The organism is Marinobacter sp. VGCF2001, assembly GCF_049943275.1.
In the GTDB taxonomy this organism is placed as follows: domain Bacteria; phylum Pseudomonadota; class Gammaproteobacteria; order Pseudomonadales; family Oleiphilaceae; genus Marinobacter.
Genome location: NZ_JBNFVX010000008.1, coordinates 25470 through 47278, shown reverse-complemented (window position 1 = coordinate 47278; position 21809 = coordinate 25470). Strand labels below are relative to the sequence as shown.

General features: G+C 59.2%; 22 protein-coding genes. 8 read left to right on the top strand and 14 right to left on the bottom strand.

Annotated elements, in window-relative coordinates:
* Window positions 1-20 precede the first annotated feature (20 nt).
* From ACP2AU_RS09800 to ACP2AU_RS09780, 5 genes are all read left to right on the top strand, one after another.
* Window positions 21-1130 (top strand): HmuY family protein, encoded by a 1110-nt coding sequence (locus tag ACP2AU_RS09800; protein ID WP_426375946.1) that lies wholly within the window; start codon window positions 21-23, stop codon window positions 1128-1130.
* 13 nt (window positions 1131-1143) lie between these two features.
* Entirely contained in the window at window positions 1144-2220 is a 1077-nt protein-coding gene (locus tag ACP2AU_RS09795) for a hemin-degrading factor (RefSeq protein ID WP_426375945.1), read from the top strand.
* Window positions 2217-3065, top strand: a complete 849-nt coding sequence (locus tag ACP2AU_RS09790) for a heme/hemin ABC transporter substrate-binding protein (protein WP_426375944.1) — start codon at window positions 2217-2219, stop codon at window positions 3063-3065. The genes ACP2AU_RS09795 and ACP2AU_RS09790 overlap by 4 nt, the downstream gene beginning before the upstream one ends.
* A complete protein-coding gene (locus tag ACP2AU_RS09785) occupies window positions 3062-4099 on the top strand; it encodes a FecCD family ABC transporter permease (RefSeq protein WP_426375943.1) in 1038 nt (345 codons plus the stop codon). The genes ACP2AU_RS09790 and ACP2AU_RS09785 overlap by 4 nt, the downstream gene beginning before the upstream one ends.
* 92 nt (window positions 4100-4191) lie before the next feature.
* Window positions 4192-4914, top strand: a complete 723-nt coding sequence (locus ACP2AU_RS09780) for an ATP-binding cassette domain-containing protein (protein WP_426375942.1) — start codon at window positions 4192-4194, stop codon at window positions 4912-4914.
* On the opposite strand, the gene trmL is transcribed toward ACP2AU_RS09780, so the two are convergent.
* From trmL to traF, 5 genes are all read right to left on the bottom strand, one after another.
* Window positions 4872-5336 carry a tRNA (uridine(34)/cytosine(34)/5-carboxymethylaminomethyluridine(34)-2'-O)-methyltransferase TrmL gene (trmL, locus tag ACP2AU_RS09775; protein ID WP_426375941.1) on the bottom strand — a complete coding sequence of 155 codons (465 nt, stop codon included), beginning with the start codon at window positions 5334-5336 and terminating at the stop codon, window positions 4872-4874. The two genes, ACP2AU_RS09780 and trmL, sit on opposite strands and share 43 nt — an antisense overlap.
* Window positions 5336-6514 (bottom strand): acetyl-CoA C-acetyltransferase, encoded by a 1179-nt coding sequence (locus tag ACP2AU_RS09770; RefSeq protein WP_426375940.1) that lies wholly within the window; start codon window positions 6512-6514, stop codon window positions 5336-5338. The genes trmL and ACP2AU_RS09770 overlap by 1 nt, the downstream gene beginning before the upstream one ends.
* A gap of 124 nt (window positions 6515-6638) precedes the next feature.
* Entirely contained in the window at window positions 6639-7379 is a 741-nt protein-coding gene (locus tag ACP2AU_RS09765; RefSeq protein ID WP_426375939.1) for a pteridine reductase, read from the bottom strand.
* Between the two features lie 21 nt (window positions 7380-7400).
* The gene (locus ACP2AU_RS09760; RefSeq protein ID WP_426375938.1) at window positions 7401-8513 is read right to left on the bottom strand and encodes a multifunctional CCA tRNA nucleotidyl transferase/2'3'-cyclic phosphodiesterase/2'nucleotidase/phosphatase; all 1113 of its coding nucleotides are present in this window, start codon (window positions 8511-8513) and stop codon (window positions 7401-7403) included.
* Window positions 8514-8656: 143 nt separating this feature from the next.
* Window positions 8657-9961, bottom strand: coding sequence for a conjugal transfer protein TraF (gene traF / locus ACP2AU_RS09755; RefSeq protein ID WP_426375937.1), 1305 nt, complete (start codon window positions 9959-9961; stop codon window positions 8657-8659).
* A gap of 252 nt (window positions 9962-10213) precedes the next feature.
* On the opposite strand from traF, the gene ACP2AU_RS09750 reads away from it, so the two are divergent.
* Together ACP2AU_RS09750 and ACP2AU_RS09745 are read left to right on the top strand one after the other, a co-directional pair.
* A complete protein-coding gene (locus ACP2AU_RS09750; RefSeq protein ID WP_426375936.1) occupies window positions 10214-10750 on the top strand; it encodes an LPP20 family lipoprotein in 537 nt (178 codons plus the stop codon).
* A gap of 57 nt (window positions 10751-10807) precedes the next feature.
* A complete protein-coding gene (locus ACP2AU_RS09745) occupies window positions 10808-12028 on the top strand; it encodes a flagellar assembly protein T N-terminal domain-containing protein (RefSeq protein ID WP_426375935.1) in 1221 nt (406 codons plus the stop codon).
* A gap of 3 nt (window positions 12029-12031) precedes the next feature.
* Here the strand turns inward: ACP2AU_RS09745 and ACP2AU_RS09740 are convergent, their stop codons facing one another.
* The 8 genes from ACP2AU_RS09740 to yegQ form a co-directional block, all read right to left on the bottom strand.
* Window positions 12032-12490, bottom strand: a complete 459-nt coding sequence (locus ACP2AU_RS09740; RefSeq protein WP_426375934.1) for a SufE family protein — start codon at window positions 12488-12490, stop codon at window positions 12032-12034.
* Window positions 12487-13029: a putative Fe-S cluster assembly protein SufT gene (sufT, locus tag ACP2AU_RS09735; protein WP_426375933.1), complete on the bottom strand. Its 543-nt coding sequence runs from the start codon at window positions 13027-13029 to the stop codon at window positions 12487-12489. Before sufT ends, ACP2AU_RS09740 begins: the two co-directional genes overlap by 4 nt.
* 25 nt (window positions 13030-13054) lie before the next feature.
* Complete coding sequence (locus ACP2AU_RS09730; protein ID WP_426375932.1) at window positions 13055-13411, bottom strand: HesB/IscA family protein; 357 nt, start codon at window positions 13409-13411, stop codon at window positions 13055-13057.
* Window positions 13412-13423: 12 nt separating this feature from the next.
* A complete protein-coding gene (locus tag ACP2AU_RS09725; protein WP_426375931.1) occupies window positions 13424-14677 on the bottom strand; it encodes an aminotransferase class V-fold PLP-dependent enzyme in 1254 nt (417 codons plus the stop codon).
* A 5-nt stretch (window positions 14678-14682) separates the two neighbouring features.
* Entirely contained in the window at window positions 14683-15969 is a 1287-nt protein-coding gene (gene sufD / locus ACP2AU_RS09720) for a Fe-S cluster assembly protein SufD (protein WP_426375930.1), read from the bottom strand.
* A 15-nt stretch (window positions 15970-15984) separates the two neighbouring features.
* Entirely contained in the window at window positions 15985-16746 is a 762-nt protein-coding gene (sufC, locus tag ACP2AU_RS09715; protein ID WP_426375929.1) for a Fe-S cluster assembly ATPase SufC, read from the bottom strand.
* A 196-nt stretch (window positions 16747-16942) separates the two neighbouring features.
* The gene (gene sufB / locus ACP2AU_RS09710) at window positions 16943-18391 is read right to left on the bottom strand and encodes a Fe-S cluster assembly protein SufB (protein ID WP_426375928.1); all 1449 of its coding nucleotides are present in this window, start codon (window positions 18389-18391) and stop codon (window positions 16943-16945) included.
* Window positions 18392-18721: 330 nt separating this feature from the next.
* On the bottom strand, window positions 18722-20044 hold the full coding sequence (gene yegQ, locus ACP2AU_RS09705) for a tRNA 5-hydroxyuridine modification protein YegQ (RefSeq protein ID WP_426375927.1): 1323 nt from the start codon (window positions 20042-20044) through the stop codon (window positions 18722-18724).
* Window positions 20045-20234: 190 nt separating this feature from the next.
* On the opposite strand from yegQ, the gene ACP2AU_RS09700 reads away from it, so the two are divergent.
* Window positions 20235-20591 carry a helix-turn-helix domain-containing protein gene (locus tag ACP2AU_RS09700; protein WP_426375926.1) on the top strand — a complete coding sequence of 119 codons (357 nt, stop codon included), beginning with the start codon at window positions 20235-20237 and terminating at the stop codon, window positions 20589-20591.
* Here the strand turns inward: ACP2AU_RS09700 and fabB are convergent, their stop codons facing one another.
* The gene (fabB, locus tag ACP2AU_RS09695; RefSeq protein ID WP_426375925.1) at window positions 20592-21803 is read right to left on the bottom strand and encodes a beta-ketoacyl-ACP synthase I; all 1212 of its coding nucleotides are present in this window, start codon (window positions 21801-21803) and stop codon (window positions 20592-20594) included.
* Between the last annotated feature and the right edge of the window lie 6 nt (window positions 21804-21809).

Below are 21809 nucleotides of genomic sequence, written 5' to 3'. Positions count from 1 at the left end.
AATGTTCCAAGGAGTAGAAAGTGCCCATTTCCCGCATGAAAGTCCCGGCCGTTTTGTCGGCCGCGCTCGCCCTGACCGCCTGTGGCGGCAGCGATAACACGATCGAAGAACAGACGCAGGCAGATGCAGATGATATCTCCGGAGTGTTACTGCCCGCCGCCGATCGAATGGTTTATCTCAACCTGGAAACCGGCCAGATCGTTACAGAAGAAGACTCCTGGCACATTGCTGCCAACCGCATGGCCTTCAAGTTGAACAGCGGTGCCTCGGGCGAGGGCAAGGTTGGCGGGGCGCTGGCCGTGGCTCAGGACGACTTCTATAACGCAAACGGCGAGCCTGATCCCAACGTGTTCACCAACGCCACGGCGAACTCGGAGGAAGAGCACTTGAGAGGGCCGTTCAGCGAGCCCGAAAGCTGGCAGCAGGATGCCTTCTCCAGTGCCTTTGGGGGCTCGGATAACTGGTCTGAATACAATATGACCAATGGCGTGATTGAGGCCAAAGCCGAGGTGGCCTATCTGGTGCGCTCCGCAGAAGGCAACAGTTATGCACGGATGAAGGTGAAGGACTTCAACTTCCCCACCCGGGGTGGCCAGGGCATCGAGAGCTTCACCTTTGAGTTTTACGTTCAGCCGGAAGGCGCCAGCGGCTTTTCAACCACGCCCGTCAGCTTTATCCCGCCTGCCGACTACAGCGGTGGCGATGCCTGTTACGACTTCGATGCCCCTGCGGTTGTGGATTGCCAGGGCGACAGCAACTGGGATGTCAAAGTCGGCTTCTCCGGCCGCGAGTGGTACCTGAAATCAAACAGCGGCGTGAGCGGCCCCGGCAAGGGTGGTGCTTCCGATCCCATGACCTGGGCAGAGGCCGATGCGCTGCAGAAAGACCCGGGCATCAGTCAGTTGTATCTGACCGACAGCACCGGTGGTGTTTTCTCGGAACACCTGTGGCAGGCCTACAACCTGACCGGTGAACACAAGATCTGGCCGAATTTCCGCACCTACCTGATCAAAGCGGATGTCGAGGACTCGGGCTCCACCGTTTGGGCTCTGCAAATCATCGGCTACTACACCGAAGCCGGTGAAAGTGGCAACCCGACCGTGCGTTGGCTGCCGGTAACCACCCGATAAAAAGGATATTGTGATGCAAGACGCGATTGTAAGACCCACCGAAGAACCCCAGCCATCACTGGCCGTCCGCCTGCAGGCGTTGCTGGCCGATGAGCCCAACCTGAGGGTGCGGCAAATGGCTGACAAGCTCAACGTCAGTGAAATGGAACTGATGCGAGTGCGTACCGGCGACGCCCTGATTCCGCTGAAAAAAGATTTCCCCGGCATCCTGAAAGCGCTCGAAGCGGTGGGGCCGGTGATGATTCTGACTCGCAACGAGCAGGTGGTGCACGAAGTGACCGGCACCTTCAGGGATTTCACCGCAGGCGGTTCCGGCGCCATGGGCCTGGCGGTGGGTGAGATCGATATCCGTGTGTTCTTCAAGGCCTGGGCCTGGGGCTATCGGGTGAAAGAGCAGGTGCGGTCCGGGCTGCGGGAAAGCCTGCAGTTTTTCGACAAATACGGTGCCGCCGTGCACAAGATCTACCGGGTGGACGACACCGACGGAGCGGCCTGGGATTCGCTGGTCGAGAATTTTGCGGCCGATGAACTGGAACCGTTCATTCCAAATGGCACCCGCCCGGCGACGGAACGTGCAGACGCGGACAGCATCGATGTTGAAGCCCTGCGGGATGGCTGGAGCAAGCTCAAGGATGTGCATCACTTTGGCGCTCTGCTGAAAAAGACCGGTGCCGACCGCTTAACCGCGCTGGAACTGTTGCGGGGCGAATGGGCAACTGAGCTGAACCGCGCGAACGATGACGTGTGTGATCGCCTGCTGGAGCTGTTGCGCGACAATCAGTGCAGAGCCATGGTCTTTGTAGGCAATCCGGGCATTATCCAGATCTGGACCGGACAGGTAGACAACCTGCGCCGCAGCGGCCCCTGGATGAACGTTCTCGACAGCAGGTTCAACCTGCACGTGAATACTGCTTCAATCACCCGCTGGTGGCTGGTTCGCAGGCCTTCGAACGACGGCATTATCACTTCGGTAGAAGCCTTTAATGCTGAGGGTGACTTGGTACTTACCGTGTTTGGCGACCGAAAGCCGGGCATCCCGGAGTCCGAGCACTGGCGCGAGCAGGCCCACAATCTGGAGGCGCTGTCATGAGATCGCAACTGGCTGGCCTTTTGCTGGCGGTGACGATGTTATGGCCGGGGGCGTCCGCTGCGGCGGATACCCGCCTGGTGACCGCCGATGGGGCCATCACCGAGATTGTCTACCGTTTGGGGCTGGGCTCTTTGCTGGTTGCGGTGGACACCACCAGTGGCTATCCGGAAGCGACTGCCGCCCTGCCCAAGGTCGGCTATTTACGGGCACTGCCTTTTGAAGGGGTGCTGGCGCTGCAGCCGGATATGCTGATTACTTCAGAGCAGGCGGCACCCCAAAAGAATCTGGAGCGACTGCGCAAGGCCGGTGTGCAGGTGGAAATTCTGCCCTCGGCCTGGAGTTCCGAGGCGTCTCTGCGTCGGGTGCAAGCTGTCGGCGGTCTTCTGGGAAAGGAGGCCGAAGCCCGTGCTCTGGTGGCAGACCTGCAGGCCCGGATCGATACCCTGCACAGGTCTGCCGGGGCGCGCGGCTATCGCCCGAAAGTACTGTTCGTTCTGGCGGCCGGTAATCACGCAGTGATGTTGGCGGGCAAGAATACCGCCGCCGAGGCGCTGCTCGACGAAGTGAGCGCGGACATCGCCTTTGCCGATCTGGAAGGCTACAAACCGGCCAGCCGGGAAGCGATTCTGGCGTCACAGCCGGATGCCATTGTGGTGGCCGAGTCTGTGCCCGGGCAGTTCAATGTGGACAACTGGCCGGAACTGCAAATGCTGGACGCCTGGACATCCGGGCATCGGCTGATGGCCGACAGTATGTTGTTGCTGGGTTTTGGCCCCCGTTTGGTGGATGCGATGGCGGCGGTGAACAAGGTGTTACCGGATAATCAGGATGTGGTCGCCCGATGATGCTGACCCCTGCCGGTCGTCTGGATGCCAGGCCTGCGCTGCTGATCCTGGGGGTTGCTGCTATCGCCGTGGCGCTGGTGTCTGTCGCCAGCGGCGCTTATCCGCTCACGGTCAGTGACATTCTGAGAGTCCTGAGTGGCCGTGAGACCGCCGACCCGGTGGCCTCCATGGTGCTGCTGGAAGTGCGGATGCCCCGGTTCCTGCTGGGGTTTCTGGTGGGCGCGGTATTGGCAGTCTGTGGTGCCGTTTTGCAGGGATTGTTTCGTAATCCGTTGGCCGACCCCGGCTTGATCGGGGTGTCGGCCGGTGCCTCGCTGGCCGCGATTGCCGTGATTGTGCTGGGTAACACCTGGCTTGGTGGCTGGCTGGCGCTGACTGGCGACTGGGCCTTGCCCATTGCGGCATTTATTGGCGGAAGCTTGACGGTACTGCTGGCCTGGCGCATCGCTAACCGCTCCGGCCAGACTGCGGTAGCGACGTTGTTGTTGGCAGGCATTGCCATCAACGCAGTGGCGGGCGCCGGTACCGGTTTACTGACTTTCTACGCCAGCGACGAAGAGCTGCGGTCGCTCACGTTCTGGACTATGGGCAGTCTTGGCCACGCGGGTTGGGATGATCTGGTGCTCGGTGCGCCGTTTATGGTGCTGGCACTGGTGTTGGCGCCCTGGCTGGCAAGGCCGCTGGATGCCTTTTTGCTGGGCGAGTCGGTAGTAGGCCATCTTGGCTACCGTGCCGACACGGTCAAAAAAGTGGCTATAGTCGTTGTCGGGCTTGGCGTGGGAGCGGCCGTCGCGGTCAGCGGGCTGATTGGTTTTGTCGGGCTGGTGGTTCCCCATCTGGTGCGCCAGGTGCTGGGGGCCAGCCATCGGGTCGTATTGCCATTCAGTGCCGTGCTGGGCGGCACTCTGCTGGTGGCCGCTGATTCTCTGGCCCGGGTGGTGGTGGCGCCTGCCGAGCTGCCCATCGGGCTTATGATGGCGTTGATTGGCGGCCCCTTCTTTCTGGCGCTGCTGTTAAGAACCCGGGTGATATGATGGTACTGGATATCAGGAATGTGCATGTGAGCCTTGGGGCCACGCCGATTGTGCATGGTGTCGACCTAAGCGTGGCCGCCGGTTAACTGGTGATGCTGCTGGGGCCGAACGGGGCGGGGAAATCGACCCTGCTGAAGGCCGTCAGCGGCGATGCCCCCGCCCGGGGTGAAATTCTTGTGTCCGGGCAAGCGCTGGCCGACTGCTGCCCACAGGCACTTTCCCGCCACCGGGGCGTTATGCCGCAGAGAGTCGACATCAATTTTCCGCTAACCGCCGAAGAGGTTATCCGGCTGGGGCTCTCGGCCCACTCCCCGGGCCGTGCGGATGAGCTTGTGGAACATCTGTTGTCTGAGCTTGAAATCAGCCATCTCCGACATCGCCTGGTGCCGGGGTTGTCCGGCGGCGAGCAGCAGCGGCTGCAACTGGCCCGCGTGCTGGCCCAGATTGCCGATACCGAGGGCGACCGACTGTTGCTGCTGGATGAATGCACGTCGGCGCTGGACCCGGCCCATCAGCAACTGGTGCTGCAACGGGTGCAAAAGCTCGCCCGCGAGCAGGGCGTGGCGGTGCTGGCGGTGGTGCATGATCTGAACCTGGCGGCCCAGTATGCGGACCGTCTGGTGATGATGCGGGCAGGCCGTTGTGTGCTCGAGGGGTCGGCGTGGGAAGTGCTCACGCCCGAGGTGTTAGCAGCCGTTTACGGATTTCAGGCCCGGATTGTCGAGTTGCCCGAGGGGTACCCTCTGGTGGTTCCCCTGGGTCAGACACGGGCTCAGACTGCGCCGTTAAAGCCGGTTTGCCGCCAAGCCTCGTAAACCACCAGCGCCACGGTATTGGACAGGTTCAGGCTCCGGCTTTCCGGGCGCATGGGCACCCGCAAGCGGTGGCCGTCGGCCAGCCCGTTGCGCACGGTTTCCGGCAAGCCCCGGGTTTCCGGGCCGAACATCAGATAGTCACCATCCTGAAACCGGGTTTCATGGTAAGGCTCAGAGCCTTTGGTGGTCAGGCCGAACAGGCGCTGAGGCTGCTCGCTGGCCAGGAAACTGGCGTAATCCGGGTGGATTTTCACCGTGGCATATTCGCTGTAATCCAGCCCGGCTCGCCGCATCTGTTTGTCTTCCAGAGTAAACCCCAGAGGCTCAATCAGGTGCAGCTGACAGCCGGTGTTGGCGCACAGCCGGATGATATTGCCGGTGTTCGGCGGTATCTCCGGCTCGTACAGAACCACGTGCAGCATTAACGTTCCACAGCCAGGGCAACGCCCATGCCGCCACCGATGCACAGGGTCGCCAGACCTTTCTTCGCATCCTGGCGAACCATTTCGTGTAGCAGGCTGACCAGAATACGGCAACCGGAAGCGCCAATCGGGTGGCCCAGGGCAATGGCGCCGCCATTGACGTTCACTTTGCTGGTGTCCCAGCCCAGATCCCGGTTGACGGAAATCGCCTGGGCGGCAAAGGCTTCGTTGGCTTCAATTAGGTCCAGATCGTTCACAGTCCAGCCTGCTCGCTCCAGACAACGCTGGCTGGCGGGGATCGGGCCCGTGCCCATGATGGTCGGGTCTACGCCGGCGTTGGCGTGGGCCTTGATGGTGGCCAGCGGGGTCAGGCCCAGCTCTTTCGCCTTGTCGGCACTGCACACCATCACCACAGCCGCGCCGTCGTTCAGGGAGGAAGCGTTGCCTGCGGTCACCGAGCCGTCTTTCTTGAACGCCGGGCGCAGTTTGCCCAGGCTCTCGCCGGTGACGCCGTCGCGGGGGCCTTCGTCTTTATCGACGATGATAGGATCGCCTTTGCGCTGGGGAATACTGACCGGCACGATCTGGCCGTCAAAGCGGCCCGCTTGCTGAGCGGCCACGGCTTTCTGCTGGGAGGCAGCAGCAAACGCATCCTGCTCTTCACGGCTGATGCCGTACTTTTCTACAATGTTCTCGGCGGTGATGCCCATGTGGTAATCGTTGAAGGCATCCCACAGGCCATCGGTGATCATCGTGTCGATCATGGTCCAGTTGCCCATGCGCTGGCCATTGCGGCTGTTGGGGACCACGTGGGGGGATTGGCTCATGCTTTCCTGGCCGCCGGCCAGAATCATCTCGGCGTCGCCGCACTGGATGGACTGTACCGCCATGTGTACGGCTTTCAGGCCGGAGCCGCAGACCTTGTTGATGGTCATGGCCGGTACGGACGCCGGTAAGCCGGCATGAATGGCGGCCTGCCGGGCCGGGTTCTGGCCGCTGCCTGCGGTCAGTACCTGGCCAAGAATGACCTCGTTGATCTGCTCACCGGCCACGCCGGTATCTGCCATCACGGCCTTGATCACTTCGGTACCGAGTTGGTCGGCACGCAGGCTGGACAGACCGCCTCCGAAGCTGCCGATAGCAGTGCGTTTGGCGGCAACAATAACAACATCACGCATGGGGATTCTCCGTTAACTCGGGCGCCCGGTCAGAGGGCGCCGCTTTGTAGTAATGGCGGGCATTGTAGCTGTAAAGCCGTTGCCCGCCAAAACAACAAAGGTCGGAGTGGTCTGGTGAAGGGAGTTACATATTCAGGCTGCGACCGCCATCGACGGACAGAATCTGACCAGTCACGAAGGGCGCGTCACACACCAGATAGCTAATAGCACCGGCAATATCCGCGGGGTTGCCGGTGCGAGCCAGCGGTGTTTTATCGAGAATGATCTGTTGATGAGATTCGTCTACTGCGGCATCGCCCTCGGGCCACAGGATGGCTCCCGGGGATACGCCGTTCACCCTAACCTCCGGTGCCAGGTCTTTGGCCCAGGAACGGGTCAAAGCCGCCAGCCCTGCTTTGCTGGCGCAGTATAAAGGATGATCTTTGAGGGGCTTTTCACTGTAAATGTCGATGAGATTGACCACGCAGCCAGCGTTTTCTTTGAGGGCCGGCAGGCAATGCTGCAGCAGAAAAAACGGGGCTTTCAGGTTGGCGCCCATGACGGTGTCCCAGTCCTGCTCGGAGGCTTCTTTGGTTGGATTTGGATAAAACACCGACGCGTTGTTCACCAGCGCGTTCAAGCGCCCCCAGTGGTGGCAGGCTTGCTGCGCCAGGTTCTGAAGTTCACCGGCAACGGCCAGGTCGGCCTGGAAACATACGGCTGAACCCGCCCGTTGTTGGTTCAGTTTCTCCACCAGAGCCTGTGCCTGTTGCTCCCGGCCACGGTAATGAATAACGACGTTCCAGCCCCGGGCGTGCAGGGTTTCGGCAGTATGTGCGCCCAGGCGATGGGCGGCGCCGGTGATCAGGGCGACAGGTTGGGACATTGGATGTTTTCCTTTTGCGAGTCAGTTCAATGCCTGACTAATACGGGCCAGTCGCTCGTTCTGGATTGCCGCGCCCAGAGCCTTGCCCTGAATTCCCTGTGCAAGGAACGGCTGAGGTGTCACGCCACGGGCCGCCAGCGCCGCTTGCTCAAGCTGGCGGATCTGATTGAGAGGCTCGTTGGTGATGCAGCAGGCGAGGGTGGCCACTAAGGCTTCAAAACGGTCCGGCCGGCGCCACAGATCTGCGCTGTTCATCAACTCAAGCGCCTGCTCAGGCGTCAGCGTTCCCTCGGATCCGGAGTCGTTCAGCTTGGCCCGAAACTGGCAGACCAGGCGGGTGAGCTCCCGGCAGTCGTTGGGGCTTTTCATGGCGCTGGCGCGAGCAACTGCATCGGATTCGGGCACACCGCTGAGCAGCGCGGCGTAGCGTTGGGCGGTAGAGCCCTGGCTGCGGTGTAAGCAGGCCAACGCGGTCAGGCCCTGCTTGAAAACTTGCTCCTCAGCCAGCTCCGGCATCAGTACCTCGAGCGCTCCGAGTGCCTGGAGCACCTGAAAGAATACTCCGGGAGCCTGCTCGTGCAGAGCTCGCTGAACTTCCTGCCAGACCCGCTCCGGCGCCAGGTCTGCCAACTCGCCGCCGGCGACCATGGTGCGCATCATGGCCATGGTTTCCGGGCAAATGCTGAACTCCAGTGGCTGCAGGCGGGCGGCAAACCGGGCCGTGCGCAGGATGCGCAAAGGGTCCTCGGCAAAGGCCTCGGAAACGTGGCGGAGCGTTTTCTGTTCCAGATCGGTGTGGCCGTTGAAGGGGTCTACCAGGTCGCCCTCTTCGGTTTGTGCCATGGCGTTGATGGTCAGGTCCCGGCGCCTGAGGTCTTCCTCCAGGGTCACATCAGGGGCGCTATAGACGGTGAAGCCGTGATAGCCCCGCCCCTGTTTGCGCTCGGTGCGGGCCAGGGCGTATTCCTCGCCGGTTTTTGGATGCAGGAACACCGGGAAATCGGCCCCGACCTGTTTGAATCCGCGCTGGCTCATCTCTTCGGGGGTGGCGCCAACCACAACCCAGTCCCGGTCTTTCACGCCCAGACCGAGCAGTTTGTCGCGGACAGCGCCGCCCACCAGATAAATTTCCATGATGCCGTTCGTTCCTGATTGCCGTGGATGGAAGACCGCCGATTATCCGGCCCGCGTCTGCCAGAGGCAACTGCAGTGGCGGAAACAAAAAAGCCCGGCCTGCATTGGCCAGACCGGGCTTTTCAGGATGTTGCCAGCGGTGTTTAGAAAGACGTACCCAGCTCCAGTGCGGCACCGACATCGGCACTGCTGTAGAGCGCGCCGATATCGACACGAACACCCATGAGGTTCAGGCCAAGGCCCGCCGTAAACTGAGTGTCTTCCTCGATACCGTCGTTGTCATCGTTGCTGGCCAGGTTGTGGCGAACGCCGGCGCGCAACTGGGCATAACGCCAGGCATCAAACTCGGCACCCAAGGCAACCCACTGGGTGTCGTCTTCGTAGCCGAAGGCTTCTTTCTTGGTCAGATCCACTTCCGCAGTGATCACGTGGTAGTCACTCTTGTGGGCGATGCCAGCGGTGACCATGGGGTTGAGTTCCAGGGTGTATTCTTTTTCGTCCAGGTCCGGGCGGGACTGGGCGGAGTCCAGCTCCATCGGGATCAGGTTTTTCACCACAACGCCGGCGTTCCACTGGTTTTCAGCGCCGAAGGCGTAGGCGGCACCCAAGTCGAGGTTGAAGCCGCTTTTGTCGGTTTGGTATTCGTCGGCGTCGAAGTCGTCGTCCTCGAAATCGGAGACGGATTCGGTGTATTGGAAGGTCTGAAGTTGCACGTATTTTGGTGAAACACCAACCTGAAGGGCGCTGCCATTATTGAGCTGGAATGTGCTGGCAATGCTGATGCCGGCTTCTACTACAGCTGACGCAAGGATTTTGCCCTCGGAGGTGAAGTTGATATCGCCATTGTTGTCGTTGATGAGCTCTTGTACGTCAGCTACGGTTGCAGTTTCGGCAATATCGCTCAGCGTTGTCTTGTCTTTTTCTGACAGCTCGCCGCGAACGGTTGCTGTCAGGTTACCAGAGGTAAAGAATCCAAAAGAAAGAGATGAGCTGGGCACTGCGAAACCCAGTCCAAGTCCAACGTTTGCTCTCATGGTGTCCCGGTCAAAGGCATTGAGTCGATCATTCAGGTCACTCGCAGCGTTCTGAAACTCCGCTACATCGCTGACTCCAGCGGTCGAATTGTTGAAGCGACTAACGATCGCATCAAATTCTTCAATCACATCCTGAATATCATCAACCTGATCAATCACCTCTTCCTCATCGGCCGCACGCGCATTCACAGACGGCAGCATCAGGCCAAAATCGTCCGCCCAGTCGTGCTGTTCGGCAGCCATCATGGCCGGGTTAGCGCTGGGCGCGGCGGAGGGATGGGCTACGGCAACACCGGTTCCGCCCATGGCAAAGGAACGGGCAGACATAAAGGCCTGGGGGCTGGCCAGGGCGGAAGTGGTGGCAACAGACAGGCCGATGGCCAGGGACAGTTTGCTGAGGCGGATTGGGTTCATCTGAGATCCTGTGTTTATTCTATTAACTGAGAAAATTATTAAGTAATCGAAAGGTTAGATCAGTTTTTTATGTGACACAGCTCACAACCGGTAACGGTTTGTTCTGTCTGTGTAAACAAAGGCAGTTTTTTGCCGCCTCAGCTTTTCTTTTACTCTTTGCAAATGGCTGAAAATATTTTTAGATCAACAGGTTGGAGTAACTGGCGTGATTTTTTCATGTTATTTGAGAAAGTATCTTCCGGAGACAAGATAATGACGTTGCGCTGGATCCTTGTGTCTGTTCTGGCCTTTACCATGGCCGCCTGTGCGCCGGTGGGCAGTTACCGGAGCGAGCAGGCCCGCACTGATACCTTCGAACCGATCACGGTCCGGGTCAGTGGGTTTGGTACCTATGAAAATGCCCAGGCGGACCGAGTGCAAACTCGTAAACGGTTGCTGGCTCGCCGGGCCTCAAAGCTGGACGCCTATCGAAACCTGGCGGAGCGAGTCTACGGCACGGTGATTTATGGCAGTTCCACGGTGAATGACTTCGTGCTGCACAACGACAGTTTCCGCACTTATGTGGACAGTTACATTCGCGGAGCCCGGATGGTGGCGGTGAATGAGCACAGCGACGGCGTGGTCGAGACGGTCATGGAGCTGCGTCTGGAGCCGAGGTTTCGGGAATGTGTGTCGAAAGTGGCGGATGATCAAGTACAGGATGTCTGCGCCATTCCAATGCCCCGGCGCAGCGATCGGACAGGTGATGTCGAGGCTGGCCGTACCGATTCACTGTATTACCTTGATTAAAACGTTTGATGCACGCCGTGGTTGCGGTGTTGTTACAAGGATGGGTTAGAGAGAGCCATGATGAGATCCGTGTTGTTGCTGCTGATGCTGACCCTGACCCTGGGCCCAGGGCTGGCTCAGGCGACGGTTCTTGAGGGAGTAGGCCATGCCAACATCCGTGAGAACAACCTGGACCAGGCTCGCACGGAGGCGCGCCAGGCTGCGATGCGGGATCTTGCGCTGCAGTACGAAGCCCGGGTCAGTACCCGGGATACCATGGAGAACGGGCAACTGACCGGCTCCCATACCGAATTGTCTGCCATCGCGCAGGTTCGTAACGCCACCATCGTTGATGAGTACCGCAGTGGCAATTTATTGCGGGTGATTGTTCGGGCTGATTTGTCTGATGCCTCTGGCCAGGGGGCGGGGGCCTGTAAAGCCGGGCAGGCGTCTGGATTGCGTAAACGTGTGGCGGTAACCGCTTTCCCGATTACCCGGCCAGAACAGGGAGGCAGTGCGGCACTGGACAGTGCTGGCGAACAATTGCCGCAAGAACTGGTGGCCCGGTTGCAGCAACAGGGGCAACTGCAGGTGCTTGGCGCTACCTCGTTACAGCTGTTCGCGAATCTGCCGGATGCCCCGACCTCCCGAAAAAATCTGGCGACTAATCATCTGACGAACGTAGTGCAACTGGCTCGCGAACTGGGTGCCCAGTTTGTGGTGGCGGGAGTCATTCGTGATATCGGCCTGGCCGACCCCGATGCCTGGGGCAGCTCCATTCTGGATCGAATGCAGCGCGGTATCGGAATGGCTGACACCACCCGACGGTTTGAGGCCGAAGTGATGGTGTTCGATGGCTTCAGCGGCTCACCGGTGTTCCGGCAGCGGTTTGAGACCTCAGCCGAATGGCGCCCGGACGGCAGCGGCACCGGCGGCTTTGCTTCTGCCGGCTTTGAAGGTTCCGACTGGGGGCGAGCCGTTGACGGTGTGATTGCCGAGATGACGGCAGCCGTGAACAATGCCCTGGCGTGCCAGCCTTTCATGGCGCGGATAACCCGGGTGGAGGGTAACAGAGTCACGCTGGCGTCTGGCGCCACCGCCGGATTGCGTCCAGGTGACGAGCTTAGCGTTTACCGAACCCAGCGCTACTTTGACTCCCTGGATGGCACGCCGGAACTGTCGGATACCGGGGTAACGCTGACCCTGGATAACGTGCATCCGGATTTCAGTAACGGGCGAATGCCAACACAGGGAGGACAGGTCAACGTTCAGCGCGAGGACCTGGCCATTATCTGGTAGTGATCAGGCCGCCTCGGTGGCGGCAATATCCCGGATCTTGCCAACCATGGCCCGCAGGCCGTTGCCCCGGGTGGGGGAGATATGGCGGAACAGATCCAGCTGCTCGAACAGTTCGTCGATATCGGTTGCGAGCAGATCTCTGGGTGCCTTGCCGTTCAGGGCTACCAGAATGATGGCGGCCAGGCCGCGCACAATCATGGCGTCTGAATCGATCAGCAGAAAGAGTTTGCCGCTGTCCTCATCGTAATGATGAATCAGCCAGACCTGGCTCTGGCAACCGTGAACGTAGTTCTTTTCAATCCGCTCGTCATCGGGAAAGCCCTGCAGCTGTTTGCCCAGGTCGATGATGTAGGCATACCGCTCTTCCCAGTCGTCCAGAAACTCAAAGGCATCCAGAACGTCTTCAAGGGTAGTGGTTTTGCCCAGGGGGTTGTTCAGAAATTGTTCCGTGCTGGCGGTCATAGCATTCCCAGTTCGAGTTTGGCTTCGTCGGTGAGCATATCGTTGTTCCAGGGCGGATCAAAGGTCAGTTCAACCGTTACTTTGTCCACATTCGGTACATACTCGACTTTGCGCTTCACGTCGTCGGTGATCACCGGGCCCATGCCGCAGCCAGCGGCGGTGAGGGTCATCTTGATGTACACGTGGTTGCCATCGGCGGTGCCGTTTTCGATTTCACACTCGTAAATCAGGCCAAGGTTGACCACATCAACCGGGATTTCCGGGTCGTAGCAGTTACGCAGCGCTTCCCACACCTGGTTTTCATTTATGGTGCCGTCTTCCGGGGTCTCGAAACTGCTTTCCAGCGGCTGCTTGCCCAATGCATCGGCGTCGTGGCCTTCAATGCGGGCCAGGTTGCCGTTGATTGCCACGGTAAAGCTGCCGCCGAGGGATTGGGTAATCGTGACAAAGGTGTCCGACGGAATCATGATTTCTGTCCCGGCGGGCACCAGGCGGGCTTCCACTTCGCGTTTGGTCAGGACGACTTCGCGTTCTTGCATGGTTGATCGGTCCTATCTCTGTGCTTTACGCCACCGTGAAGCTTTCACCACAGCCGCACTCAGCGGTGGCGTTGGGATTGCGGAAGCGGAACAGGGAGTTCACACCCTCGGTGACAAAATCAATTTCAATGCCATTGACCAGGGGCAGGTGCTCCTGCCTTACGTAAACATCCACGCCGTCGATGGTAAAAATACGGTCATCGGATTCCGGTGTTTCTACCCACTGGGTTTCGTACTTGAAGCCGGAGCAGCCACTCTTTTTGATGGCCAGGCGAATGCCTCTGGCTTCCGGTTTTTTGTCCAGTTGTTTGCGAACGTGTTTGACCGCGGTTGGGGTCATGGTCACATTCACATCGCTTGGGGTGAAGACTTCGGTTGTCATGTTTCCACCTCCTCAGGCAAACAGGCGCTGGATCTTCTGCAGGCCGGTAAACAGTTTCTCGACCTCGTCCAGCGTATTGTAGAACGCAAATGAAGCCCGGGCTGTACCGGGTACTCCGTAGAAATCCATCAGGGGCATGGCGCAATGGTGGCCGGTGCGAATGGCGATGCCTTGCTGGTCCAGCAGGGTGCCGATGTCGCTCGGATGCAGGCCGGCAATCTTGAACGACATGACCGGAACTTTCTGCTTCGCGGTGCCGATGATCTCCATGCCTGGTACGGTTTCGACCAGTTCATTGGCCCGGCGCAGCAAAGCATTCTCGGCCGCTTCCATCGCCTTTCGGTCCAGCGAGTTCAGGTAGTCGACGGCGGCGCCCAGGCCCACCGCTTCGGCAATGGCCGGTGTGCCAGCCTCAAATTTGTAGGGCAGGGTATTCCAGGTGGTCCGTTCAAACGATACCCGTTCGATCATCTCGCCGCCGCCCTGGTAAGGGGGCATTTCTTCCAGCAGCTCAGCGCGGCCATAAAGCACGCCAATGCCCGTTGGGCCGAACAGCTTATGGGATGAGAACACGTAAAAGTCGCAGCCCAGGGCCTGCACATCCGGCTGGAAGTGGGGCACCGCCTGGGCACCGTCGATCAGGGTCAGTACGCCCAGCTTCTTGGCCTGCTCGATCAGAGGCGCAATCGGATTCACCGTTCCCAGAACGTTGGAAACATGGGTAATGGCAAGAATCCGGGTACGCTCGTTCAGCAGGCTGTTGAACGAGTCCAGGTCCAGCTCGCCTTCCGGCGTTACCTGAATCGGCACGACGTTTGCGCCGGTACGTTCGGCCAGCATCTGCCAGGGCACAATGTTGGCGTGGTGCTCCATGTGGCTGACCAGAATCTCGTCACCCGGTTTCAGCCGCGAGGCCAGGCCATTGGCGACCAGGTTGATGGCTTCTGTGGTGCCACGGGTCCAGATAATTTCACGGGTACTGGATGCGTTCAGGAACTGGCGAACGGTTTCGCGAGCGCCCTCGAAAGCCACCGTCGCGCGGTCGCCAAGGGTATGAGCGCCGCGATGTACATTCGAGTGCATTTCCCGGTAATACCGGTCCATGGCATCCAGTACGGCTTGCGGCTTCTGTGCCGATGCTCCGTTATCCAGATACACCAGGGGCTTGCCGTGGATTTCCTGATTCAAAATCGGGAAATCCCGGCGAATGGTGTCAACATCAAACGCCGTAGGCCGGGTGTTGTTTGCCACAGACAGGTCAGTCATGCCCCTCAGGCCTCCTGAAAGGTTTGGTCAAAGAAGTCACTCAGGCGAGCCTGAGCGGTTTCCCGTACAGCCTCTACCGGAATCTGCTGAACCAGCTCGTTGATAAACGCCATGGTCAGCAGAATGTTGGCCTGGCGCCGGCCAATGCCGCGTGACACCAGGTAGAACACCGAGGTTTCGTCAAGCTGGCCGATGGTGGCGCCGTGCGCGCACTTGACGTCATCCGCGTAGATTTCCAGCTCCGGCTTGGTATCGATTTCCGCGCCGGTGGACAAGAGCAGGTTCTTGTTGTTCATATCCGCACTGGACTTCTGGGCGTCCTGATGAATATGAATGCGACCATTGAACACGGCGTGCGACTGGTCCGCCGCAATATTGCGGTAGGTCTCTTCGCTGTTGCAATGGGCTGCCACGTGCTCGATGCAGGTGTGGTTGTCGTAGTGCTGTTTGCCCTGGGTTACGACCACGCCGTTAAGCTGGGTTTCCGCCCCTTCACCTTCCAGCCGAACCTGCAGATCGTGGCGGCGCAGCGGGCCGCCAAAGCCCACGCTGTGGCTCTCGAAACGGGAACTGCGCTGCTGACGCACACCGGTGGCGCCGATGTGCTGCACGTTTTCGCCTTCCATGTTCAGGCGAATACTGGTGGCATTGGCACCGTCCGCCAGATCGAATTCGGTGACTGTGCTGACCAGGGCAGAGGCATCGCCACTGGAGATATATTCTTCTACCAGGGTGAGCTGACTGTTGGCCCCGGCATCCACGAAAATGCGCGGGTAGGCGGAGCCACTGGCGTCGGCACTGGTCTCGTGAATGATGAACAGGGGTTGATCGAGCACGGCACCGGGCTTCAGCCGGATAAACAGGCCATCTTCAAAGCGCGCTCCGTTCAGGCGGGCGAACTGGACCTGATCGGGATTCAGGGTTGAGCCCAGTTTCGATGCCACCGCCTGGGCCTGGTCTTCATCCAGGTCGCTGAAACTCAGGATCTCGATGCCGTCAAGGTCCGGGTACTCGCTGGCCTCGGGAATCATCACGCCGTTGATGAAGACGACCTTGTAGCCCGGCACCGCCAGGCTGTTGCCGGTTTTGCCTTCAGCCGGCAGGGAGATGGCCATATCGTCGGCCAGCTTCAGGTATTTGCTGGAATACTTCCAGTTTTCGGTTTTGCGGGTAGGCAGCGGCATATCGACCAGCGCGCTGGCCCGCTCTTTGCGCAGTGCCAGCAGCGGCCCCGGCAAGGTGGTGCCGGCCGGGTGCAGGAAGGCACTGGAAAGCATGGGTACAGATTTCATTCCACGGCCTCCTGATCAGTTGCTGGTGTCTTCGTCTTTGATGCCCAGCCAGCCATAACCTTTTTCTTCCAGTTCCAGTGCCAGTTCACGGCCGCCGGACTTGATGATCCTGCCGCCAGCGAGTACGTGCACGTAGTCCGGAACAATGTGGTTGAGCAGGCGCTGGTAGTGGGTCACCATCAGAATGGCGCGGTCGTCTGAGCGCAGGGCGTTAACGCCATCGGAAACCACTTTCAGGGCGTCGATGTCCAGCCCGGAGTCGGTTTCGTCCAAAATGGCCAGTTTTGGCTGCAGCAGCAGGGCCTGCATGATCTCGTTACGCTTCTTTTCACCGCCGGAGAAGCCTTCGTTCACGCCACGCTTGAGGAAGGCCGGGTCCAGATCAACCTGTTTGGAGACTTCCTTGGCCAGTTTCATAAACTCGGCCGCGTTCATCTCTTCTTCGCCTTTGTGCTGGCGCATGGCATTCACTGCCGTGCGCAGGAACTGAAGGTTGCTGACCCCCGGGATTTCCACCGGGTACTGGAATGCCAGGAAAATGCCTTCACGAGCACGTTCCTCGGTTTCCCGCTCCAGCAGGTTGTCGCCGTTGAGGGTGACCTCACCGCTGGTGACTTCAAATGCGTCGTTACCTGCCAGGACCTGTGACAGGGTACTCTTACCGGAACCGTTCGGGCCCATAATGGCGTGAACTTCCCCGGCCTTGATCTCCAGGTTGATGCCCTTGAGGATTTCTTTGCCCTCAACGGAGGCGTGCAGGTTTTTGATACTCAGCATTTTGTACGCTTCTCTCTTTTAACCGACTAAATTCGTGTGCCCGCTCCAGTGTTGGAGTGAGTCAGCCACCGGGCAGGCCCTTACGGGATACGCTGTGAATACGTCCCTGTATGCTCGACAAAATCATCCCTGATTTTGACGATCCCGGAAGGGCCTGCCCGGTGGCTTCCGCTGTACGTTTTCGATGACGGCCCGGTTAACCAACGGACCCTTCAAGGCTGACTTCCAGAAGCTTGCCAGCCTCAACCGCAAACTCCATCGGCAGTTCCTTGAACACCTCTTTGCAGAAGCCGTTCACAATCATGGAGACGGCCTGTTCCGGATCAATGCCACGCTGGCGGCAAAGGAACATCTGTTCGTCGCTGACCTTCGAGGTGGTCGCCTCATGTTCCACGATGGCGGATTTGTTCTTGCTTTCGATGTACGGGAAGGTGTGCGCGCCGCAGCGGTCGCCAATCAGCAGTGAATCGCACTGGGTGAAGTTGCGCGCACCTTCCGCGCCCGGGCCGAACTTCACCAGGCCGCGGTAGGCGTTGGAGCTCTGGCCCGCGGAAATGCCCTTGGAGATGATGGTGCTCCGGGTGTTTTTGCCCAGGTGAATCATCTTGGTGCCGGTATCGGCCTGCTGATGATTGTGGGTCAGGGCCACCGAGTAGAACTCGCCCACGCTGTTCTCGCCGCGCAGTACGCAGCTCGGGTATTTCCAGGTAACAGCCGAACCGGTTTCAACCTGAGTCCAGGAAATCTTGGAGTTCTTGCCAATGCAGGCGCCACGTTTGGTCACAAAGTTGTAGATGCCACCCTTGCCGTTTTCGTCGCCCGGATACCAGTTCTGCACAGTGGAGTATTTGATCTGGGCGTCGTCCAGCGCCACCAGTTCTACCACCGCCGCGTGCAACTGGTTCTCGTCGCGCATGGGCGCGGTGCAGCCTTCCAGATAGCTCACGTGACTGCCTTCTTCGGCAATGATCAGCGTGCGCTCAAACTGGCCGGTGTTGGCCGCGTTGATGCGGAAGTAGGTGGACAGTTCCATGGGGCAGCGCACGCCCTTGGGAATGTACACAAAAGTGCCGTCTGAGAAGACTGCGGAATTCAGGGCTGCGAAGAAATTGTCGCCCTGGGGAACCACAGAGCCAAGGTACTTCTGGACCAGTTCCGGATAATCGTGCACCGCTTCTGAAATCGAGCAGAAGATCACACCGGCCTTGGCCAAGGGCTCTTTAAATGTGGTGGCGACAGATACAGAATCAAAGACTGCATCGACGGCAACGCCCGCGAGCTTTTCGCGCTCGTGCAGGGGAATGCCCAGCTTTTCGTAGGTTTTCAGCAGTTCCGGATCGACTTCGTCCAGGCTTTGCGGCATATCTTCTTTGCGCTTGGGCGCGGAATAGTAGGAAATCGAGTTGTAGTCGACTTTCGGATAGCCAACGTGAGCCCAGTCCGGCTCTGCCATTTCCTGCCAGCGACGATAGGCTTTGAGCCGCCACTCCAGCATCCACTCCGGCTCTTTCTTGACGGCCGAAAGGCGGGCAATGACGTCTTCGTTCAGTCCGGGTTCGAACGTGTCGGCTTCGATTTCGGTCACGAATCCGTGTTCGTATTCCCGTTTGATCAGCTCTTTCACCTCGTTGTCGGTGGTCGCCATGATCGTCGCTCCGTAATTCTCTCATCCGGGGCTTTCGCCCTCATATGTCATCGGCAGCCATAAGGCTGGCGGATGGGTGTCGTCTGTTAGCTGGTGTTGCAGCGGTCGTTCACCTGATGAGTACGCCCTGCAATCGGTTTTTGGATGACGGGGCGGGCTTTTCGGGCCCTTTCCCCGTTGCTTCTGGCGAGCGATTATACAATACCAGAGTAAAATAGTCAGGTATTAAATCGGTTATGTAGGGATTATACCTTAATCGGCCTTGGGGGCACTAAGGGAGCGGTTATTGGCTTGATAGAGCTGGGCTTGCCGGCTACTCGCCGCTCTGATTCAGGCGTTAGTCTTCTCCGGTAAAATCCTGGTCAGATAAGTGAAATCCAGTTTATCCGGCAAGTTCGCCGGCTTCGGGATTTTTACGATGTGGCCACTGCCTGGGGCATAGTCCATCGCTTCGCCGTGGCGGTTTTCCATGGTGCTGGCACAGAATCTCAGGTTGCCGGCCGGGGTGATCAACTCCAGCTGGTCGCCGGGTGCGAACTTGTTTTTAACGTCGATGGTGAGCCACTGGTCATCCACATCGGCAATGGTGCCTACCACCTGTTGGGTGCCGAGGTAGGAGGAGCCCTGTTCGTAGGTCTGGTATGCCTGGGGTACGTGCCGGCGCAGGAAACCTTCGGTGTAGCCGCGGTTCGAGAGGGCTTCGAGTTCGTCCATCATCTGCATATTGAAAGGTTTGCCGGCGACAGCGTCGTCGATGGCCTGGCGGTACACCTGGGTGGTGCGTGCCACGTAGTAGGTGCTTTTGGTGCGGCCCTCGATTTTCAGGGAGTGAACGCCCATCTTGACCAGTTCCGCCACGTGCTGGACAGCCCGCAGGTCTTTGGAGTTCATGATGTAGGTGCCGTGTTCGTCCTCGTACGCGGGGATGAAGCCGCCGGGTCGGTTGGGTTCTTCCAGCAGGATTTCTTTCGGCTCGACCGTTTTCACGGGGCTGGCGGAGGTGGCGATCAGGTCCCCGGTCTGATCGTGGCTGTGCTGGACTTCTTTGTAGTTCCAGCGGCAGGCGTTGGTGCAGGCCCCCTGGTTGGCATCGCGGTGATTCATGTAGCCGGACAGCAGGCAGCGGCCGGAATACGCCATGCACAGGGCGCCGTGAACAAAGACTTCCAGCTCCATTTCGGGGACTTTTTCGCGGATTTCACGGATTTCTTCCAGGCCCAGTTCCCGGGACAGAATCACCCGGCTGACGCCCTGTCTGCGCCAGAATTCCACCGTAGCCCAGTTGACAGCGTTGGCCTGCACCGATAGGTGAATGGGTTGGTCCGGCCATTTTTCCCGAACCAGCATGATCAGGCCGGGGTCTGACATGATCAGGGCATCGGGTTTTTGTTCTATGATGGGTTCAAGGTCTCTGAGATAACTGCGCACTTTGTTGTTGTGGGGCGCAATATTGGACACCAGATAAAACTGTTTGCCCAGTTCGTGGGCCCGGGCGATACCGGCACCCAGGGCTGAGACATCCTTGAAGCTGTTGTTTCTGACTCTCAACGAGTATCGCGGCTGGCCGGCATAGACCGCATCAGCGCCATAAGCGAAGGCGGTTTCGAGATGTTCGGGGGTGCCGGCGGGCGCAAGCAGTTCCGGGGTGATCATAGGGGCTCCGGGTAATGACTGAAAAACGAATGGGTGCAGGTGGGGCATTCTGGAAAAGCCGGCATTTTGCCGTAAACCGATGGGTTCGCCATTGATCTTGCTCAAAGGTCGTATTGATTGATTTCAGCGAACAGGTGTACGCTGATACAGTAAACAGGGTAGGCCAAGGCGAAAAGCAGGAGGGATGAGCATGGCATCAGAGCCATTAAGGCCTGAAAATTCAAAACGTTCGCTGAGCACGCGGGTCAGTAAACTGATCAAAGTGCAGTTGGAACGGGGGAAAGTGGGCGTCGAGACGGTCGCCGGTCAGTTGAATATGAGCCGCTATACCTTGCACAAGAAGTTGCGCCAGGAGGGGCTGACGTTTGCGGCCCTGTTGGAGCAGGTGCGCCGGGAGCAGGCCATCGCCTATATGAAGGATAAATCCAAGCCGCTGGTGGAAATTGCCGAGCAACTTGGATTCTCTGAGCTGAGCGCATTCAGCCGGGCGTTCAAGCGCTGGATGGGAACGCCGCCGGCTGAATACCGCTCTTTACGGATGTCCTGATCAGGCTTTCTTGAAGATCAGGGTGGCGTTGGTGCCGCCAAAGCCGAAGCTGTTACTCATCACCAGATCCAGATTCTGGTCGTCCATGCGCTCGCGCACGATGGGGTAACCTTCGGCGCCTTCGTCCAGAGTCTGGATGTTGGCCGACGGGGCAATAAAGTTCTCCCGCTGCATGATCAGGCTGTAAATGGCCTCATGCACGCCTGCGGCACCCAGGGCATGGCCACAAAGAGGTTTGGTGGAGCTCAGGGGTGGAATCTTGTCGCCGAAAGTTTCCCTGAGGGCCTTCAGTTCCGTCACATCGCCCGCTGGTGTGCTGGTGCCGTGGGTGTTGATGTAGCTGATGTCGCCATCAATATTGGCCATGGCCTGCTGCATACACCGAATCGCGCCTTCTCCGCTGGGGGCCACCATATCAGCACCGTCAGAAGTGGCGCCGAAGCCCACCAGTTCCGCCAGAATTGTCGCGCCCCGGGCTTCCGCGTGTTCAAGGGATTCAAGAACCAGAGCGCCACCCCCGCCGGAAATCACAAAGCCGTCGCGGTCTGCATCGTAGGTGCGTGAGGCCAGCTCCGGGGTGTCGTTGTATTTGGTCGACAGCGCACCCATGGCATCGAACATCAGGCTCAGAGTCCAGTGAATGTCCTCACCGCCGCCGGCCAGCATGACATCCTGGCGGCCCAGGGCAATCTGGTCGGCCGCGTGGCCAATGCAGTGCGCACTGGTGGCGCAGGCTGATGTGATGCCATAGTTGATGCCGGTAATGCCAAAGGCGGTAGTAATGGAAGCGTTGATGGCGCTACCCATGGTGCGGGGCACCCGGTAGGGGCCAACCCGGCGAATACCTTTGTCGCGATGGGTATCAATAGCGTCCAGCAGTTCTACGGTAGACGCACCGCCGGTACCAAACACCGCGCCCGTGGTGTTGGCGTGAAGTTGCTCCTCGGTCAGGCCAGCCTGTTCAATGGCTTCTTTCGTGGCCAGATAGCTGTAGCCGGCAGCCGGACACATGAAACGCAGAAGTTTCCGGTCGATCAGTTCTGACAGGTTCAGGTCGATCTTGCCGGTAATGTGGCTACGTAATCCCTTGTCCCGGGCCTCTTCGCTGAGGGCAATGCCGGAGCGGGATTCGCGAAGTGACTGGGCCACTTCTTTCTGGTTGGTTCCGAGGCTGGAGACAATCCCCATGCCGGTAACTACAACGCGACGCATTGTGCT